The 13,866-nt window shown below is 41.1% G+C and carries 11 protein-coding genes; all 11 read left to right on the top strand.

The genetic code is table 11. The features are described from left to right. Positions 1 to 46 precede the first annotated feature (46 nt). The 11 genes from araB to iolC all read left to right on the top strand — a co-directional run bounded on the left by araB (position 47) and on the right by iolC (position 13,860). On the top strand, positions 47 to 1,750 hold the full coding sequence (araB, locus tag CEQ21_RS08525) for a ribulokinase (RefSeq protein WP_185764246.1): 1,704 nt from the start codon (positions 47 to 49) through the stop codon (positions 1,748 to 1,750). Further along, the gene (gene araD, locus CEQ21_RS08520) at positions 1,734 to 2,459 is read left to right on the top strand and encodes an L-ribulose-5-phosphate 4-epimerase (RefSeq protein ID WP_185764245.1); all 726 of its coding nucleotides are present in this window, start codon (positions 1,734 to 1,736) and stop codon (positions 2,457 to 2,459) included. Before araB ends, araD begins: the two co-directional genes overlap by 17 nt. A gap of 21 nt (positions 2,460 to 2,480) precedes the next feature. Further along, positions 2,481 to 3,971 carry an L-arabinose isomerase gene (gene araA / locus CEQ21_RS08515; RefSeq protein ID WP_185764244.1) on the top strand — a complete coding sequence of 497 codons (1,491 nt, stop codon included), beginning with the start codon at positions 2,481 to 2,483 and terminating at the stop codon, positions 3,969 to 3,971. Positions 3,972 to 4,142: 171 nt separating this feature from the next. Further along, complete coding sequence (locus CEQ21_RS08510) at positions 4,143 to 5,633, top strand: alpha-N-arabinofuranosidase (protein ID WP_185764243.1); 1,491 nt, start codon at positions 4,143 to 4,145, stop codon at positions 5,631 to 5,633. A 9-nt stretch (positions 5,634 to 5,642) separates the two neighbouring features. Further along, positions 5,643 to 5,912, top strand: coding sequence for a DUF6171 family protein (locus CEQ21_RS08505; RefSeq protein WP_185764242.1), 270 nt, complete (start codon positions 5,643 to 5,645; stop codon positions 5,910 to 5,912). A gap of 42 nt (positions 5,913 to 5,954) precedes the next feature. Continuing rightward, positions 5,955 to 7,463, top strand: a complete 1,509-nt coding sequence (locus CEQ21_RS08500; protein WP_185764241.1) for an arabinosylfuranosidase ArfA — start codon at positions 5,955 to 5,957, stop codon at positions 7,461 to 7,463. A gap of 22 nt (positions 7,464 to 7,485) precedes the next feature. After that, entirely contained in the window at positions 7,486 to 8,538 is a 1,053-nt protein-coding gene (locus CEQ21_RS08495; protein WP_185764240.1) for an aldose epimerase family protein, read from the top strand. 38 nt (positions 8,539 to 8,576) lie between these two features. Continuing rightward, a complete protein-coding gene (locus CEQ21_RS08490) occupies positions 8,577 to 9,815 on the top strand; it encodes a sn-glycerol-1-phosphate dehydrogenase (RefSeq protein WP_185764239.1) in 1,239 nt (412 codons plus the stop codon). Between the two features lie 660 nt (positions 9,816 to 10,475). Then, positions 10,476 to 11,945: a methylmalonate-semialdehyde dehydrogenase gene (gene iolA / locus CEQ21_RS08485; protein WP_185764238.1), complete on the top strand. Its 1,470-nt coding sequence runs from the start codon at positions 10,476 to 10,478 to the stop codon at positions 11,943 to 11,945. A 79-nt stretch (positions 11,946 to 12,024) separates the two neighbouring features. Next, entirely contained in the window at positions 12,025 to 12,843 is an 819-nt protein-coding gene (gene iolB / locus CEQ21_RS08480; protein WP_185764237.1) for a 5-deoxy-glucuronate isomerase, read from the top strand. Positions 12,844 to 12,864: 21 nt separating this feature from the next. Further along, complete coding sequence (iolC, locus tag CEQ21_RS08475) at positions 12,865 to 13,860, top strand: 5-dehydro-2-deoxygluconokinase (RefSeq protein ID WP_185764236.1); 996 nt, start codon at positions 12,865 to 12,867, stop codon at positions 13,858 to 13,860. The last annotated feature ends 6 nt before the right edge of the window (positions 13,861 to 13,866 follow it).

The raw sequence follows: 13,866 nt of genomic DNA, 5'->3' as shown, positions 1-13,866 counted from the left end.
TTATTATTTTTGAAAACGCATACTTTATCAGAGGGGAGTATATTACATGGCAAAGTATTCAATAGGTGTAGATTATGGAACGCAATCAGGAAGAGCAGTTCTTGTTGAGGTAGGTACAGGCAGAGAGGTGGCAACTGCTGTTAAAGAATACACACATGGTGTGATGGACGAATTTCTGCCTGATGGGACAACAAAACTGGAGCATGACTGGGCGCTTCAGCATCCAGCAGATTATTTAGAAGTTTTGCAGCTTACGATTCCGGAAGTTTTGCAGAAAGCAAATGTTTCTAACGAAGATGTTATTGGAGTTGGCATAGATTTTACTGCTTGTACGGTCCTGCCAATAGACAAAAACGGCATTCCGCTTTGTTTCCTGCCAGAGTTTAAGCAAAATCCGCATAGCTACGTGAAATTATGGAAGCATCATGCGGCACAGGATGAAGCAAACCGCTTGAATGAAATTGCTGCACAGCGCGGAGAGGCATTTTTGCAGCGTTATGGCGGCAAAATATCTTCTGAATGGGCAATACCGAAAATATGGCAAATCTTAAATGAAGCACCAGATATTTACGAGGCAGCAGATCAAGTGCTTGAAGCAACAGACTGGGTTATTTCCGAATTGACGGGAACAATCACTCGAAACAGCTGTACAGCAGGCTATAAGGCAATTTGGCATAAGCAGGATGGCTATCCAAGCAAGGAATTCTTTAAAGCGCTCGATCCGAGGCTTGAAAATGTAGTAGAAGAAAAGCTGTCCACAGATATCTATTCAATCGGATCAAAGGCAGGAGAAATTACGGAAAAAGCCGCAAAACTAACAGGCTTAAAGGCTGGCACAGCAGTTGCTGTCGCTAATGTCGATGCACATGTTGCCGTACCAGCAGTTGGGATAACAGAAGCAGGCAAGCTGCTTATGATTATGGGAACTTCTACATGTCACATCCTGCTTGGTGAAACTGAAGAAATTGTGCCAGGTATGTGCGGTGTCGTTGAAGATGGTGTAATACCAGGATACCTAGGATATGAAGCAGGTCAGTCTTGTGTTGGAGATCATTTTGAGTGGTTTACAGAGAATTGTGTTCCAGAAGGCTACCAGCAGGAAGCGAAAGATAAAGGGGTAAATATTCATCAGCTGCTGACAGAAAAAGCAAGTAAGCTGAATGTTGGCGAAAGCGGACTGCTTGCACTTGATTGGTGGAACGGAAACAGATCAACACTTGTTGATGTTGACTTGACTGGTGTTCTGCTTGGCGCAACCCTTTTAACAAAACCAGAGGAAATTTATCGTGCACTTATTGAAGCAACTGCCTATGGCACAAAAATGATTGTTGAAACATTCCGAGCGAGCGGTGTGCCTGTTAATGAAGTGTATGCAGCAGGAGGCATTGCTGAAAAGAATGCACTGATGATGCAAATTTATTCCGATGTGCTGAACATGGATATTAAGATTTCTGCTTCCTCACAAACGCCAGCACTTGGAAGTGCCATGTTTGGTGCTGTAGCAGCAGGTAAGAGTAGAGGCGGATATGATCATATTAATGAAGCTGCTAAAGATATGGGCAGAATTAAAGATCATATTTATCAGCCAATCGAAACTAATGTAAGCGTTTATGGAAAGCTCTTTGATGAGTATGCTCGTCTTTATGATTACTTCGGACGTGGCGAAAATAATGTCATGAAAACAATTAAGCAAATTAAAAAAGAATCTGTTTTATCAAGTAAGGAGGATAACTATGCTAGAGAAGCTTAAGCAGGAAGTGCTAGAGGCAAACCTGATGCTGCCACAGCATAATCTAGTCACTTTTACTTGGGGGAATGTAAGCGGAATTGACAGAGAAAGCAGGCTTGTTGTCATTAAGCCAAGCGGCGTTCCTTATGACAAGTTGAAGGTTGAGGACCTTGTCGTGACAGACCTTGATGGAAATATAGTAGAAGGTGATTTGAATCCTTCCTCAGATACAGCAACACATCTTGCCTTATACCGGGCGTTTCCCGAAATTGGAGGAATTGTACATACGCATTCTCCGTGGGCAACAAGCTGGGCGCAGGCTGGAAGAAGAATACCAGCATTAGGAACAACACATGCAGATTATTTTTACGGTGAGGTTCCATGTACGCGAAAGCTGACAGAGGATGAAGTAAACAGAGCGTATGAGCTGGAAACTGGCAATGTCATCATCGAAACAGTTCGTAACGAGGGGATTGATCCAAAAGCGCTGCCGGGAATTTTAGTGACAGGCCATGCGCCGTTTTGCTGGGGAAAAGATGCGGACAATGCCGTTCATAATGCTGTTGTGCTTGAGGAGGTTGCTAAAATGGCGCTCCACACGCTGCAGTTAAATCCAAGTGTTGAGTGGATCGACCAATATTTGCTTGATAAGCATTACTTAAGAAAACATGGTGCAAATGCATATTACGGACAAAACAAAGCTGAAACAAAACAAGAAACTTCAAACTAATTATTGCCAGGAGGAATTAATATGTTAAAGACAAGAGAGTACGAATTTTGGTTTGTTACTGGAAGCCAGCTTTTATACGGAGAAGATGTATTGAAGCAGGTGGAGGAGCATTCAAAAACAATGGTCAACGCGTTGGACGCATCTTCTTCTTTAAGCTATAAACTAAGGTTTAAAGCAGTTGTTAAGGATGCAGATTCTATAAGAAGACTTGCGTTAGAGGCAAATGCAAATGAGTCATGTGCAGGTATTATAACGTGGATGCACACATTCTCTCCATCAAAAATGTGGATTGCAGGCTTATCAGCATTACAAAAACCTTTATTGCATTTCGCGACTCAATACAATCGAGATATTCCTTGGGAGTCAATTGACATGGACTTCATGAACCTTAACCAATCTGCACATGGTGACAGAGAGCATGGCTTCATTGGAAGCAGATTGAAATTGAACAGAAAGGTCATCGTTGGCCATTGGGAGAATGACGAAATTCGCGGACGGATTGGAAGCTGGATGAGAACAGCAGCGGCATTCTCAGAAAGTAAAGTATTAAAGGTTGCTAGATTTGGAGATAATATGCGCCAAGTAGCTGTTACAGAGGGCGACAAGATTGAAGCCCAAATTAAATTAGGCTGGACAGTGAACGGGTATGGAGTCGGAGATCTTGTAGCTAAGATAAATGAAGTAAGTGATGAGGACCTTTCTGCGTTGTTGACTGAGTATGAAGAGAAGTACGATATTGTCCCAGCAGGTTTAGAGGAAGGGCCAATCAGAGAGTCTATCCGTGAACAAGCAAAAATCGAATTAGGAATGAAGGCATTCCTTGAAGAAGGCAATTATACTGCATTTACAACAACATTTGAAGACCTTCATGGTATAAAACAGCTTCCAGGGTTAGCTGTGCAAAGACTGATGGAGCAAGGCTATGGCTTTGCAGGTGAAGGAGACTGGAAAACAGCTGCGCTCGTTCGTCTAATGAAAATTGTTGCTGGTAATGAAGGAACTTCCTTTATGGAGGATTACACGTACCATTTTGATCCGGAAAATGAAATGGTTCTTGGCTCACATATGCTTGAAGTGTGCCCAACAATTTCGGCAACAAAACCGAAAATTGAGGTTCATCCGCTTGGTATTGGCGGCAAGGAGGATCCTGCACGTATCGTATTTGATGGAAGAGGCGGTTTGGCGTTAAATGCTTCTATTATTGACCTTGGCCACCGTTTCCGTCTTCTCGTTAATGAAGTGGATGCACTACAGCCAGAAGAAGAAATGCCAAATCTGCCAGTTGCAAGAGTGTTGTGGAAAACACAGCCTTCCTTAAGCCAAGCGGTTGAAAATTGGATTCAAGCAGGCGGAGCCCATCATACATGCTTCTCTTATGTTGTTTCAACAGAGCAGCTGCGCGACTTTGCAGAATTGGTGGACATCGAGCTTGTTGTCATAAACAATGACACAAACTCTATTGCATTCCAAAATGAGTTGAAATGGAACGATATGTTCTACCGCTTGAAATAACAAGCAATAAAAAAGTTAGTAGATTCTTTTTGGAATCAGTTAAACAGCATGATAAGTCAGAACTTCCATTACAATTCTAGATTTTTAGAACAATGGAGGCTCTGACTTCAGCCGTTTTATCGCATACGATTATTCCATACATAGCTTTTGAATAAAAGGAGGAAAAAGTAGATGGCAAATAAGGTAATCATCAACACTGACGTAAAAAAGGGCAAAATTAATAAAAATATATATGGACATTTTGCTGAGCATTTAGGCAGATGTATATATGAAGGAATATGGGTTGGGGAGGAGTCGCCAATTCCAAATACAAAAGGAATCAGAAATGACGTATTAGCGGCACTGAAAAAAATAAATATCCCTGTCTTGAGATGGCCAGGTGGCTGCTTTGCTGACGAATATCATTGGAAGGATGGGATTGGCCCAAGAGAAGACAGAAAAAGGATGGTAAATACACATTGGGGCGGCGTTGTCGAAAATAATCATTTCGGTACACATGAGTTTATGCTGCTATGTGAGCTGTTAGGCACGGAACCGTATATTTGCGGAAATGTGGGGAGCGGCACTGTCCAAGAAATGTCAGAATGGGTAGAATACATGACGTTTGAAGGAGAGTCACCAATGGCTAATTGGCGTCGTGAAAATGGCAAAGATGAACCATGGAAGCTTACTTATTTTGGTGTTGGCAATGAAAACTGGGGCTGCGGCGGCAATATGCGACCAGAATATTATGCAGACCTTTATCGCCGTTATCAAACATACGTAAGAAATTATGGGGATAACAAGATTTACAAGATTGCTGGCGGTGCTAATGTTGATGATTATAATTGGACGGAAGTATTAATGGAAAATGCAGGCCATCTTATGGATGGACTAAGCCTTCATTATTACACGATCCCAGGCGATTTCTGGACTGGCAAAGGTTCTGCACTGAACTTCCCTGAGGATGAATGGTTCATCACAATGAAGAAAGCGATTCACATGGATGAATTGATTTCAAAGCATGGCAACATCATGGATAGATATGATCCGGATAAACGAGTCGGCATGATCATTGATGAGTGGGGCACATGGTTTGATGTTGAACCAGGTACTAATCCGGGCTTCCTGTATCAGCAAAATACAATTCGCGATGCAATTGTTGCAGCATTGCATTTTAATATTTTCCATCAGCACTGTGATCGTGTCCAAATGACAAATATCGCTCAAACGGTGAATGTTCTGCAGGCAATGATTTTAACGGAAGGAGAAGACATGATTCTAACACCGACATATCATGTTTTTGATATGTACAAAGTCCATCAGGATGCAGAGCTGTTGAGTGTGGATACGCAAATCGGGACGTATGAATATAATGGAGAAACTCTTCCGCAAGTTAGTGTAACAGCATCGAAGGATGGAAATGGCAACATCCATGTGAGTTTTTGTAATATTGACCATGTTAACGGAAACACTTTTGAGCTCGATTTACGTGGATTAAGCAATGCTGCTAAAGTGTCTGGCACAATTATAAAAGCAGATGTGATGAATGCCCACAACAGCTTTGAAGCACCAGAAACAGTGAAGCCTGTTGCGTTTGAAGATGTAGAAGTTAACGGAAGTGTGCTGTCTGTCAGCATTCCGCCAATGTCTGTTGTCACATTGGCAATTACAGAAGATTAAGGTGAGACTATGGGTAAAAATATATGCAAGGGCTGCGTTGAAAGTGTGATAGTTTCAGAGGAAGTCATTGAGGAACTGCTTGAAGAAGCAGCAGAAACGCCTGAAAAGCTAGTGTGTGACTCCATCTATCAGGAGAGGCTTGGTATTTGCTCCTCTTGTGATTCCTTGCAATATGGAACAACATGTGCCTATAGCGGTTGTATTATCCGCTATAGAGCCAAGTTTAAAGGGAAAGCTTGTCCAAACATCGGAAATCGAAAATGGAATAAAGTTGTATAAACTTCTTAATAAAATCTTTCTAGACGAAAGGAAGTAGAGCATATGACAGCGAATAAAGCAAAGATGATTCTGGAAAAGGACTTCAAAGTAGGAGAAATCGATAATCGAATTTATGGCTCATTTATTGAGCATCTCGGAAGGGCCGTATATGGAGGTGTTTTTGAACCGAATCATCCGGATGCAGATGAGAACGGTTTCAGGAAGGACGTTATCAATCTAGTGAGAGAACTGCAAGTACCTCTTGTCCGCTATCCAGGCGGAAACTTTGTGTCCGGCTATAACTGGGAGGATGGTGTCGGTCCTGTTGAAAGCCGCCCGCGCAGATTGGATCTGGCTTGGAGAACGACAGAGACAAATGAAGTAGGTACGAATGAATTCATGAAGTGGGCAAAGCTGGTAGGAGCAGATGTAAACATGGCAGTTAACCTTGGCACAAGGGGAATTGATGCAGCGAGAAATCTCGTTGAGTACTGCAATCATCCAGGTGGCTCCTATTACAGTGATCTTCGAGCTGCGCACGGGGTAAAGGAACCTTACAATATTAAAACGTGGTGCTTAGGAAATGAAATGGATGGACCTTGGCAAATCGGCCATAAGACTGCAGCAGAGTATGGACGCATTGCCCAAGAAGCTGCCAAAGTGATGAAGTGGGTTGATCCATCGATTGAGCTGGTAGCGTGTGGAAGCTCGCATCGCAATATGCCGACATTTGCAGATTGGGAAGCAACAGTGCTTGACCATACATATGACCATGTTGATTATATTTCCTTACACCAATATTACGGAAATCAGTCTAATGATGTAGCCAATTATTTGGCTTTATCACTTGAAATGGATGACTTCATCTCCTCTGTCATTTCGATTGCTGATTATGTTAAAGCGAAAAAACGTAGCAAAAAGAAAATAAATTTATCCTTTGATGAGTGGAATGTCTGGTATCACAGCAATGAAAATGACAAGTTAATCGAGCCTTGGAGTATTGCTCCGCATCAGCTTGAAGATGTTTATAATTTTGAGGATGCACTCCTTGTTGGCTGCATGCTAATAACGATGCTAAAGCATGCTGACAGACTGAAAATTGCTTGTTTGGCACAGCTTGTCAATGTTATTGCTCCAATAATGACAGAGGATAATGGGCCAGCTTGGAAGCAGACCATATTCTATCCATACATGCATACGTCTGTTTACGGAAGAGGAGTTTCACTAAATCCAATCGTTTCAAGTCCAAAGTATGACAGCAAGGACTTTACAGATGTTCCTTATTTAGAATCAACAGCAGTTTATAACGAGGAAAAAGAACAGTTGACCATATTTGCTGTTAATCGTCACTTGGAAGAAGGGCTGCTGCTTGAATGTGATATACGTAATTTTGAAGACTATCACGTTGTCGAGCACATTGTTTTAGAAAATGATGATATTAAGGCAGAAAACAGTGCTGCAAATCAGAAAGTGGAACCGCATACAAACGGAAATGCCGAATGGAAGGACGGGATTATAACAGCTGTCCTGCCAAAGCTTTCTTGGAATGTAATCCGCTTAGAAAAAAGATAGATGAAACGGAAGGATGAATTTGATGAAATCAACAATAGAGCTTTATGGAAAAATCGACAGCAAGGACGTAAATCAATATAAACTCACAAATGATAATGGCATGGAGGTTTCATTCATCAATTACGGGTGTATTATCACAAGCATTTTGACACCAAATAAAGAGGGGAACATTGAGAATGTTGTCCTTGGATATGATTCACTTTCAGGATACGAGAAGGATTCATACTTTTTAGGTGCGGTTGTTGGTAGGATTGCAGGCAGAATTAAGGGAGCATCCTTTGAATTAGACGGACAGAGCTATACACTGGCTAAAAATGATGGTCCGAACCACCTGCATGGCGGAATAAAAGGCTATAACACGGTTGTTTGGGAGGCGGAGCCTGTTGAGGAAGCTGGCGCAATTGGCGTGCAGTTTACACATACAAGTCCTGATGGCGATGAAGGATATCCTGGAGAGCTAAAGCTTACCGTTACTTATTTACTGACTAATAATAATGAACTGGTTATCCGCTATTCCGGCATTTCTGATAAAAAGACCATTATCAATATGACAAATCATTCGTATTTTAACTTAAGCGGAAATTATAAAAGCGATATTCTCAACCATAAGCTGACAATAGACGCTGATCGTGTGTTGGAATTAGATGATGAGTTAATTCCGACAGGTGTTGTGGCAGATGTCGTTCATACAGCCTTCGACTTTAGGGAAGGAAGACTAATTAAAACAGGACCTGAATCGAGAGAAGCACAAATTTCACTTGCTGGTGAAGGCTATGATCATCCGTTTCTATTAAATAAAGAAAAAAGTGACGAAATTTTATTGGTAGACGAAGAGTCTGGCAGAACACTTACGATTAATACCGATGAAGCAGGAGTAGTTCTATATACAGGCAACCAAATTGATGAGTCCGACAGATTTATCGATGTGCCAGCAAAACGCTACCATGGACTGTGTCTTGAAACACAAGGACTTCCAGACGCCATTAACCAGCCTGATTTTCCAAGCTGGATAATAGATGCTAATAAGGAATATAAAACAACCACCACCTATCGTTTCGGAACATTATTACAGTAGCAGTAACAGACATGGTGAAATAAAAGGAGGAGCTGACAATGGATACGTTTATTGCTGAAATTCATGATCTAAGTAAAACATGCAGCTGCCAAAATGAGCATAATGAAATACCGATTGAAAGTATTGTGGCTGAGAGTGGAGCACTGAACAAGGTAGCTCCCTTCCTTACCAAGAAGTCATTTAAATATCCTAAAATCGTAGCTGATGCTAATACAATGAAAGCAGCTGGAGACAAATTAGCAGAATTGCTGAAAGCAGATGGTATAAAGGTGACGTCCTGCCACATTACTCCAGATGAAAATGGCGATGTTGTAGCAGATGAAAAAGCCCTTGTCCAAGTACTGCTTGAGACGGGGAAAACAAGTGATGTAATGATTGCAGTCGGATCTGGCACGATTCATGATATCACGCGCTTTTGCAGCGCTACCTTAAATATCCCATTCATTTCTGTTCCAACTGCACCTTCTGTTGATGGCTTTACATCATTAGGAGCACCGCTTATTGTCAGAGGGGAAAAGAAAACCTTTCAAATGACGTCTCCAATCGCTGTTTTTGCTGATATTGATGTGTTGAAAAACGCACCGAAAGAAATGATTGCAGCAGGTGTCGGTGATGTCATTGCAAAGTACACGTCACTTGCTGACTGGAAATTTGAGCGCTATGCTGCAAACGCACCATATTGTGAGCTATCTGCAGAAATAACACAGCTGACATTGGATGAATGTGTAAATAATATAGAAAAAATTGCAGCAGCAGACGAGGAAGGCATTATAATATTAATTGAAAGCCTGATTAAGTCAGGAATTGCCATGCTCGTGTTCGGACAATCACATCCTGCTTCAGGAGGAGAGCATCACCTCTCCCATTACTGGGAAATGGACCTTTTGAAAAACAATCGTCCCCAAGTCCTTCACGGAGCTAAAGTCGGGGTAACTACTATATTATTAAGTTCTATATATAAGACTAAGTTCCTTGCCGATCTGGAAAATATCCTGAACAATCCAGCCATTCAAGAAAATCATGAGCAACTCTTGGTAAATATAAGAGAAAATAAAGAGAAAATAAAACAAATCATTCAGGAGATACCTGATCCCGCAGACACAAGAAAACTAATGGAAAGCTTAGGAGGACCAGTAACACCAGAAGAGCTGGGCATTACAGACGCATTAGTACAGGAAAGCCTTAAGCATGCCCACAACCTGCGCGACCGTTACACAGTCTTAAAGTTCTTGAACGAAGTGTTGCAAACAGAGTATGACTATGCCGCAAAAGCATAGAAAAAACCAACCTGCTGCTAAGAACAGTAGGTTGGTTTTTTGTTAGAAATAAAAAGAGTGCTAGTTATAGAATTATCTCGCTTGGTTCCCCAAGATATCAAAATATCGAGACGGAAACAAACTCTCCAACTTAACGAGCTGGTCAACATGTTCAAACCTGCTGCTTAAAACAGCAGGTTTTTTCTATTCATAATAAATGAATGGTTAACTTTTGAACACATCCTCAAAAAAACTCCAGAGATAAGTATCAAGAATCATTTTCAATAAAAATAAAAAAATAGAGGAAATCCCCTTTATTTGTAAAATATTTAGATTATTAGACAATTATCTCCGCATATAAAGCTGTTTAAACGCGGACTAAACTCGAAATTACTCGATAAAAAGCAGGAAGTCCATCCTTTTTATCTCTTTATCTCCAAAAATATGAAAAAATAACGTGGAAAACGGTTGACTGAAAGCGTTATCCGTATTATGATGTAATCATAAATTATCAAAACATAACCAAAACATAACAACAAGAATGATGATAGTATGAATAAGTTTTCCCGAAATAATGATGAATGAACTGCATTTGCAGTCGTTCTTAAGTAAAAGGGAAGCGATATAATCAACTTATTAGCTGTTAAACAGCCGAAATAATATCTGGAGGAGGAAATGAAGATGTCTACAGTTACAGCAGAAAAACTGAAAAACTATATTAATGGTGAGTGGGTTGAAAGCAATACGACTGTATACGAAGAGGTATACAATCCTGCTACAAAAGAAGTCATCGGTCGTGTTCCTATTTCCACAAAGGAAGATATTGAGCAAGCAACAAACGCAGCCAAAGCCGCGTTTGAAAAATGGAAGAATGTCGCTGTGCCAAGAAGAGCGAGAATCTTATTCAACTATCAGCAATTACTCACCAAAAATAAAGAAGAGCTAGCAAGACTGATTACAATCGAAAACGGAAAAAACCTAACCGAAGCGCTTGGAGAAGTACAGAGAGGCATTGAAAATGTTGAGTTTGCTGCAGGTGCACCAACATTAATGATGGGTGATTCTCTTGCTTCGATCGCAACAGACGTTGAAGCAACAAACTACCGTTACCCAATCGGTGTAGTCGGCGGAATTGCACCTTTCAATTTCCCGATGATGGTACCATGCTGGATGTTCCCAATGGCAATTGCTTTAGGTAACACTTTCATTCTTAAGCCATCTGAAAGAACACCGTTATTAACTAGAAGATTAGTAGAGTTATTCACAGAAGCCGGTCTTCCAAAAGGGGTATTCAATGTAGTTTATGGAGCACATGATGTTGTTAACGGCATCTTGGAGCATCCGGAAATCAAAGCAATCTCCTTTGTTGGCTCAAAGCCTGTCGGTGAATATGTATATAAAAAAGGTTCGGAAAATTTAAAGCGTGTTCAAGCTCTGACAGGTGCGAAAAACCATACAATCGTTTTAAATGATGCTAACTTGGAAGAAACGATCACAAATGTCGTGTCAGCTGCATTCGGTTCAGCTGGTGAACGCTGTATGGCATGTGCGGTTGTTACAGTTGAAGAGGGCATAGCAGATGAGTTCATGGCTGCATTAGATGCGAAAACTAGCAGCATAAAAATAGGGAATGGCCTTGAGGATGGAGTGTTTTTAGGACCTGTCATCAGAGAGGAAAATAGACAAAAAACACTAGGATATATTGAAAAAGGCATTGACGAAGGAGCGAACCTTATTGCAGACGGTCGTAAAAACGCTCCTGAAGAAGGATATTTCGTTGGTCCGACAATCTTTGATAATGTCACAACAGACATGACAATCTGGAAAGAGGAAATATTTGCTCCTGTATTGTCGATCATGCGTGTGAAAAATTTAAAAGAAGCAGTTGAAATTGCGAACCAGTCTGAGTTTGCAAATGGTGCGTGTCTATTCACATCAAATGCATCCTCTATCCGCTATTTCAGAGAAAACATCGATGCAGGTATGCTGGGAATTAACCTTGGAGTACCAGCACCGATGGCATTCTTCCCATTCTCTGGCTGGAAGTCTTCCTTCTATGGAACACTTCATGCTAACGGCAAGGACAGCGTTGACTTCTATACTCGTAAAAAAGTGGTCACAGCTCGTTATATATCACCATCTTTTGATTGATAACTAGATTAATTGTTTTTCGAGAATTTGCCGCGATCAGAGTTACATCTCTGGTCGCAAGGCTTAAGGAGGAAACTACATGAGTGAACTGCTGCGCAAATTTCAGCATACAGAAGCAATAGATGGTGTGAAAGTTATCCATGATGTTACGAAAGAAAACTCCCCGTTAAACTATGTTGGTTTTAAATTAATTGAATTATCCCAAAAAGCTCAATACAAAGAGGTGCTTGGTAATGAAGAATGCTGCATTGTTGCTGTGACAGGAAAAATCACTGTCAGCGACGGCACCGCTGTATTTGAAAATATCGGCACACGAGACAGTGTGTTTGAACGAATTCCAACAGACAGTGTATATGTTTCCAATGGCGCTGAGTTCACCATCTCAGCAACCAGTACAAATGCTAAAGTGGCCCTTTGCTATTCGCCATCAGAAGAAGCAAAGCCAACAAAATTAATTAAAGCAGAAGAAAATGGTGTAGAGCAAAGAGGGAAATTCAATAACCAACGCCTTGTCCATAATATCCTTCCGGATTCGCATCCTGCTGCCAACAGCCTGCTCGTTGTTGAAGTCATTACAGAAACTGCGAATTGGTCAAGCTACCCGCCCCATAAACATGACCAGGACAATTTGCCTGAGGAATCCTTTTTGGAGGAAACGTATTATCATGAAATCAATCCAAAACAAGGCTTCTTGTTTCAACGTGTATATACAGATGATCGCTCATTAGATGAAACAATGGCAGTAGAAAATGGGGATGTAGTGATTGTTCCAAAAGGATATCACCCCGTTGGAGTGCCTGACGGCTACACATCCTACTATTTAAATGTCATGGCTGGACCGACAAGAATATGGAAATTCCATAATGATAAAGATCATGAATGGATTTTAAACCGCTGATAAATAAGGAGGATTCTTCCCATGAAATATGAATTCAATTCAAATAAAGAGTTTGATTTAATTGCAATTGGCAGAGCCTGCATCGATTTAAATGCAGTTGAATATAACCGTCCAATGGAAGAGACGATGACATTTTCCAAGTATGTCGGCGGATCACCAGCTAATATAGCAATTGGCAGCAGTAAGTTAGGATTAAAGGCCGGTTTCATCGGTAAAATTGCTGATGATCAGCATGGCCGCTTCATCAAGAGCTATATGCAAGGTGTCGGCATTGATGTTTCTAATATTGCGACAGACCAAGATGGTCATAAGACAGGCCTTGCTTTTACAGAAATAAAAAGCCCTGATGAATGCAGTATTCTAATGTACAGAGATGATGTAGCGGATTTATATCTTGAGCCTTCTGAAGTTAACGAAGAGTATATTAAAAGAGCAAAGCTGCTGCTTGTATCAGGAACAGCTCTTGCTGCAAGTCCATCAAGGGAAGCAGTAATCAAAGCGGTTCAGCTTGCAAAGAAAAATGGCATTAAGGTGGCATTTGAACTTGATTACCGTCCATATACGTGGAAATCTCCAGAAGAGACTGCTGTTTATTATGCGCTTATCGCAGCACAGGCAGAGATTGTTATTGGTACACGCGACGAATATGATGCAATGGAAAATAGCAGAGGTGGGCGCAACCAAGAAACAGTGCAGAACCTTTTTAATCAAAGTGCTGAAATTGTCGTCATTAAGCATGGTGTTGACGGTTCATATGCCTATGTGAAATCAGGAGATGTATTCAGAGCACAAGCTTATAAAACAAATGTATTAAAAACCTTTGGAGCAGGAGATTCCTATGCATCAGCTTTCTTATATGCATTAATTTCGGGCAAGGAGATTGGGGAAGCATTAAAATACGGCAGTGCGTCTGCTTCCATTGTTGTCAGCAAGCACAGCTCCTCTGAAGCAATGCCGCAAGTGGATGAAATTGAGGAATTAATTGCTAAGAACGAAAAGATAGAAGCACCAAGATAGGAGGCT

Origin of the sequence: Niallia circulans (assembly GCF_007273535.1) — a bacterium.
Classification (GTDB): Bacteria; Bacillota; Bacilli; order Bacillales; family Cytobacillaceae; genus Niallia; species Niallia circulans_B.
The sequence above is the reverse complement of the archived record's forward strand: the minus strand, read 5'-3'. Positions and strand labels throughout refer to the sequence as shown.

Coding starts and splice junctions, on each gene's coding strand:
- CEQ21_RS08505 (WP_185764242.1), top strand. CDS start 5,643: ATGGGTAAAAATATATGCAAGGGCTGCGTTGAAAGTGTGATAGTTTCA.
- CEQ21_RS08510 (WP_185764243.1), top strand. CDS start 4,143: ATGGCAAATAAGGTAATCATCAACACTGACGTAAAAAAGGGCAAAATT.
- CEQ21_RS08500 (WP_185764241.1), top strand. CDS start 5,955: ATGACAGCGAATAAAGCAAAGATGATTCTGGAAAAGGACTTCAAAGTA.
- CEQ21_RS08495 (WP_185764240.1), top strand. CDS start 7,486: ATGAAATCAACAATAGAGCTTTATGGAAAAATCGACAGCAAGGACGTA.
- iolB (WP_185764237.1), top strand. CDS start 12,025: ATGAGTGAACTGCTGCGCAAATTTCAGCATACAGAAGCAATAGATGGT.
- CEQ21_RS08490 (WP_185764239.1), top strand. CDS start 8,577: ATGGATACGTTTATTGCTGAAATTCATGATCTAAGTAAAACATGCAGC.
- araA (WP_185764244.1), top strand. CDS start 2,481: ATGTTAAAGACAAGAGAGTACGAATTTTGGTTTGTTACTGGAAGCCAG.
- araD (WP_185764245.1), top strand. CDS start 1,734: ATGCTAGAGAAGCTTAAGCAGGAAGTGCTAGAGGCAAACCTGATGCTG.
- iolA (WP_185764238.1), top strand. CDS start 10,476: ATGTCTACAGTTACAGCAGAAAAACTGAAAAACTATATTAATGGTGAG.
- araB (WP_185764246.1), top strand. CDS start 47: ATGGCAAAGTATTCAATAGGTGTAGATTATGGAACGCAATCAGGAAGA.
- iolC (WP_185764236.1), top strand. CDS start 12,865: ATGAAATATGAATTCAATTCAAATAAAGAGTTTGATTTAATTGCAATT.